The sequence below is a fragment of the Streptomyces sp. WELS2 genome (genome assembly GCF_013870595.1).
Lineage (GTDB): Bacteria > Actinomycetota > Actinomycetes > Streptomycetales > Streptomycetaceae > Streptomyces.
Genome location: NZ_JACBWZ010000426.1, coordinates 1 through 5,359 on the forward strand (window position 1 = coordinate 1; position 5,359 = coordinate 5,359).

Annotated in this window: 3 protein-coding genes and 1 pseudogene; 1 reads left to right on the forward strand and 3 read right to left on the reverse strand. The window is 71.4% G+C overall.

Translation table 11 applies throughout. The features are described from left to right. Both H5J33_RS38385 and H5J33_RS22315 read right to left on the reverse strand, forming a co-directional pair. Positions 1 to 190 (reverse strand): annotated as a pseudogene (locus tag H5J33_RS38385) (hypothetical protein); the annotation flags it as partial. Then, the gene (locus H5J33_RS22315) at positions 136 to 1,047 is read right to left on the reverse strand and encodes an SPFH domain-containing protein (RefSeq protein WP_181796692.1); all 912 of its coding nucleotides are present in this window, start codon (positions 1,045 to 1,047) and stop codon (positions 136 to 138) included. The gene H5J33_RS22315 and the pseudogene H5J33_RS38385, both read right to left, overlap by 55 nt. 216 nt (positions 1,048 to 1,263) lie before the next feature. Between H5J33_RS22315 and H5J33_RS22320 the strand changes: the two genes are divergently transcribed. Then, entirely contained in the window at positions 1,264 to 3,585 is a 2,322-nt protein-coding gene (locus tag H5J33_RS22320) for a transglycosylase domain-containing protein (protein ID WP_181796693.1), read from the forward strand. 69 nt (positions 3,586 to 3,654) lie between these two features. Here H5J33_RS22320 and H5J33_RS22325 read toward each other — a convergent pair. Next, a partial coding sequence (locus tag H5J33_RS22325) for an ATP-binding SpoIIE family protein phosphatase (RefSeq protein ID WP_181796694.1) occupies positions 3,655 to 5,359 on the reverse strand: 1,705 nt, incomplete at its 5' end.

The window sequence follows — 5,359 nt, forward strand, 5'->3', positions numbered from 1 at the left end:
ACTCGATCTGCGCGTTCGCCGACCGCAGTTCGTCCCCGGCCCACCGGGCCAGCGCGTCGTAGACCGCCGGGTCCAGCCGCAGCAGCACCTGCTTGCGCTGCCGCGGCCGGTTCCCGGGTGTCCGTTCCGGGTCGGTCACTGGTAGAGGGTTCCGGTGTTCAGGACCGGCTGCGGGGCCCGGTCGCCGCACAGCACCACCATCAGGTTCGACACCATCGCCGCCTTCCGCTCCTCGTCCAGGTCCACGATGTCCGCCTCCGCGATCCGGTCCAGCGCCACCTCCACCATGCCCACGGCGCCGTCGACGATCTGCCGCCGGGCCGCGACGACCGCGCCCGCCTGCTGCCGCTGGAGCATCGCCGAGGCGATCTCGGGAGCGTACGCGAGATGCGTGAACCGCGACTCGACGATCTCCACCCCGGCCGTCTCCACCCGCGCCTGGAGTTCCCGGGCCAGCTTCTCGGTGATCTCCTCGGCGTTGCCGCGCAGCGAGAGGCCGTCCTCGTCGTGGGAGTCGTAGGGGTACTCGATGGCGATGTGCCGCACGGCCGTCTCGGTCTGCGTGGCGACGAACTCCGCGAAGTCGTCCACCTCGAAGGTGGCCTGGGCGGTGTCGCGCACCTTCCACACCACGACCGCGGCCAGCTCGATCGGGTTGCCGTAGGCGTCGTTGACCTTCAGTACGGCGGTCTCGTGGTTGCGCACCCGGGTGGAGATCCGGGTCCGGGAGGTGAAGGGATTCACCCAGCGCAGGCCGTCCTGCCGGATCGTGCCCCGGTAGCGCCCGAAGAGCTGGACCACCCGGGCCTCGCCCGGCGCCACCGTGTTCAGGCCGCGCATCGCGATCAGGGCCGCGAGCAGCACGACGACACCGGCGGCGACGAGCCCGCCCCGGACGCCGGCCGAGGAGACGGCCCCGGCGGAAGCGAACAGGGCGGCGGCGCCGCCGAGCCCGATCAGGCCGAGCAGCAGCGCGAGCCCGCCGCCGATGCTGTGGGCCGGGAACTCGCGTACACGCGGGGCGGGCATTTCGGGTATGTCGGACATGGGTGATCCCCGTTCGTTGGAACATCTAGCGTTGGTCTAGCTAAGTGATAACACTTTTCCCGACCTGAGCAACCCTCAACTACTCCCGAACGTCGGTTCCCTAGGGGCGGGTGCTGATTGTCACGTCCGTAAAAGACCGGATCGGTCGCCCTTTGTCATATAGACGGGTGTTAGCTTTCGGAGCTGACCCCGAGACGGAAGCGAGCGTAGGGACCGATGGGACGAGCGGAAGAGAGACGAGCGCGACAGCGTGGTGGTCACCGCGCGGCGCCCAAGCGCCGCCGCTCCGAACCCGCGGCGGCCGGCAAACCCGCCAAGAGCCTCCTGCGCCGGATGTTCACCTGGAAGAAGATCCTCGGCACCGTCTTCGGCGTGTGCCTGCTCGCCATCCTCGGTTTCATCGGCCTGTACATGTACGTCGACATCCCCGAGGGCAACGCCGCCGCCCGGCAGCAGAGCAACGTCTACAAGTTCAGCGACGGTACGCTGCTGGCCCGCAGCGGCAAGGTCAACCGCGAGATCGTCGACCTGTCCAAGGTGCCCCGCAAGGTCCAGCTGACCTTCGTCGCCGCCGAGAACAAGAGCTTCTACAGCGACTCCGGCGTCGACTTCAGGGGCACCGCCCGCGGCCTGCTCAACACCCTGCGCGGCCGGGGCAAGCAGGGCGGCTCCACGATCACCCAGCAGTACGTCAAGAACTACTACCTCAACCAGGACCAGACCGTCTCCCGCAAGCTGAAGGAGATGGTCATCTCGTTGAAGGTGGACCGCGAGAAGTCCAAGGACGACATCCTCGCCGGCTACATCAACACCAGCTACTACGGCCGCAACGCCTACGGCATCCAGGCCGCGGCCCAGGCCTACTTCCACGTCGACGCCGAGGACCTGTCGGTCGAGCAGGGCGCCTATCTCGCCGCGCTGCTCCAGGCGCCGAGCCAGTACGACTGGGCGGTGGCGACCGACACCGGCAAGCGGCTGGTCACCGAGCGCTGGAACTACGTCCTGGACAACATGGTCGAGGAGGGCTGGCTCACCAAGGCCCAGCGCGCCGCCATGCACTTCCCCAGGATCAAGGAGCCCAAGGGCGCCCCCGGCCTCGACGGGCAGAAGGGCTATCTGGTCGAGCTCGCCAACCAGCAGCTGGAACAGCAGCTCATGGCGCAGGAGGGCCTGACCCAGTCGCAGGCGGAGAACGCGGTCATAGAGAAGGGGTGGACCATCACCCTCAACATCGACCGCAAGAGGCAGGCCGCCCTGGAGCGGGCCGTCCGCACCCAGCTGACCAGCAAGCTCGACAAGGCCAAGCGCAAGGTCGACGGCGACATCCAGCCCGGCGCCGTCTCCGTGGACCCGAAGAGCGGCAGGATCGTCGCGCTGTACGGCGGCCGGAACTACTACGAGCACTACTACAGCAACGCCACCCGCAAGGACTACCAGCCGGCCTCCACCTTCAAGCCGGTCATCCTCGCCGCCGCCCTGGAGCGCCAGGCCACCACGCAGGACGGCAAGCCCATCACCGCCGACACCGTCTACGACGGCGGCAACCGGCGCCCGGTGCTGGACCACGGACGCCCGGTCGGCTTCGCCCCGCCCAACGAGGACGAGGCCGACTACGGCAAGATCACCGTCCAGCAGGCGATGAACAAGTCCGTCAACTCCGTCTTCGCGCAGATGGGCGTGGACGTCGGCATGGACAACGTCATGAGCACCGCGAGCAGCCTCGGCATGAACACCAAGGGCATGCCGGCGGTGCCCGCCCAGACGCTCGGCTCGATGGGCGCGAGCCCCCTGGAGATGGCCGGGATCTACGCCACCTTCGCCAACCACGGCCACAAGGTGACCCCGTCCATCATCAAGTCGGCGGAGAACAAGGGCCGCACGGTGGACATACCGGACCCCGTCGGCGGTACGGTGCTCAGCCGCACGGCCGCCGACACGGTCACCTCGGTGCTCACCGGCGTGGTGGACGACGGCACGGCCAAGCTGTCCGTGGCCGACAACCCGCAGCGCGACGGCCAGCAGGTGGCCGGCAAGACCGGCACCTCCGACGAGAACAAGTCCGCCTGGTTCACCGGCTACACCCCCGACCTCGTCACCTCCGTCGGCCTGTTCGGCGAGGACCCGAAGACCCACGGCCACGTGTCCATGGAGGGCGCGACCGGACTGCTCCCGGGGCGCGGCCGGATCAACGGCGGCGGCTACCCGGCGCAGATCTGGGCCGCCTACACCTTCGGCGTCACCGACCGGTCCGCGTTCGAACTGGACACCACCCAGGGCGCCGCCGTCGCGCCGACCCCGCCGCCGTCCAGCAGCGCGCCGCCGACCCCGTCCCTGACGCCGTCGCGGACGCCCTCCGAGACGCCGAGCGAGACGCCGTCCCACACGCCGTCGCAGACGCCGTCCGAGACGCCGAGCCGGACGCCGTCCCACACGCCCTCGCAGACGCCGTCCGAGACGCCCAGCACCGGGCTGCCGACGGAACCCACCACCGAGGAGCCGCCCAAGCCGGACGACGGCGGCTTCCACTTCGGCCCGTAGGGCCCGCACACGCGAAGGGGCGCCCGGAGGAGACTCCGGGCGCCCCTTCGCGTCGTAGCGCCTTCCGGCTCAGCGGTTCAGCTCGAACCAGACCACCTTGCCGGTGCTCAGCCGGGTCGCGCCCCAGCGCCGGGCCAGCTTGTTGACCAGGTACAGGCCGCGCCCGCCCTCGTCGGTGGCCCGGGCCTGCCTCAGGCGCGGCAGCTGCGGCACGTCGTCGCCGACCTCGCAGCGCAGCACGTCCGTGCGCAGCAGCCGCAGCGTCACCGGCCGCGACGCGTACCGCACCGCGTTCGTCACCACCTCGCTGACCAGCAGCTCCACCGAGTCCGACAGGTCCTCCAGGTCCCACCGGGCGAGCGCCCGGCGGGCCAGCCGGCGGGCCTGGCCGGGGGCGGTGCGCTCCGGCTCCAGCGTCCAGTACGCGACGTCGCTCGGCGCGATCCCGTCGAAGCGTGCCGCGAGCAGTGCGATGTCGTCGTCCCGGTCGCCCGGGCCGAGCATGTCCAGCACCTCGTCGCACAGCGCTTCCAGCGGCGGCGGATGGTCCGGCCCGGTCAGCCGCGCCGTCGCGGCCAGCCGCTCCCGCAGCTGCTCTATGCCGGTCCACACGTCCCGCAGCCGGGACTCCACCAGCCCGTCGGTGTACAGCAGCAGGGTCGCCCCGGCGGGCGCGTCCAGCTCCACCGCCTCGAAGTCCACCCCGCCGACCCCGATCGGCGCGCCCGGCGGCACCCGCAGCACCTCCGCCCGGCCGCCCAGGTGCAGCAGCACGGGCGGCGGATGGCCGGCGTTGGCGATCGTGATGCGGTGCGTCACCGGGTCGTAGACCGCGTACAGGCAGGTCGCCATGCGGTCGGTGCCCAGGCGCTGTGCCTGCTCGTCCAGGTGGTGCAGCACCTCCTGCGGCGGCAGGTCGAGCCCGGCCAGCGTCTGCGCGGTGGTGCGCAGCTGGCCCATGATCGCCGCCGAGGTCATCGAGTGGCCCATCACATCGCCGACGACCAGGGCGACCCGGCTGCCCGGCAGCGGGATCGCGTCGTACCAGTCGCCGCCGACCCGCGCCGTCTCCGCCGCCGGCAGATACCGGGAGGCCAGCCGGACACCGGTGGGCCGGGGCAGGGTCTCGGGCAGCATGGTGCGCTGCAACTCGTCGGCGATGTACGCCTCCCGGCCGTACAGCACCGCCTTGTCGATGCCCAGCGCGCTGTGCGTGGCCAGCTGCGCGGCCACCAGCAGATCGTCCGCCTCGAACGCCGTCCGGACCAGCCGGCGTTCGAGGCGGACGATCTGCTGGTGGCCGCTTGGTACGACGCCCTCCCCGCTCTCGCCGAGCAGTTCGGGCAGCGCGGCCCGGGCCGCGGGCGCGTCGGCGAACACCGGGCGCACCCCGCGCAGCACCTCGTTCAGCGCGCCGCCCGGCCGTACCTCGCACAGCTCGGTGGTCAGCGCCGACAGGTCGGCCAGCACCGACGGCTCGGGCTCCGGCTCGAACGCCGCGGGCAGCAGCACCCCGTCGGTGTCCCGTTCGTCCGGTATCCGGTCGGTGCGGCGCAGCCGCAGCACCACCGGACCGGTGGGCCGCTCGTCGCCGACCGGCAGCGGATCGCGCAGATAGACCAGGATCGCGTCGGAGAACGTCGGCACGGTGGCCCGGCACAGGCCCATCACGATCTCGTCCAGGTCGAGCCCGCGGGCGATGCGCCGGGTGGCCGCGCCCACGAACCTGAGCCGGTCGCCGTCCCGCCGCATCGGCATCGGCCGCCCCGACGGC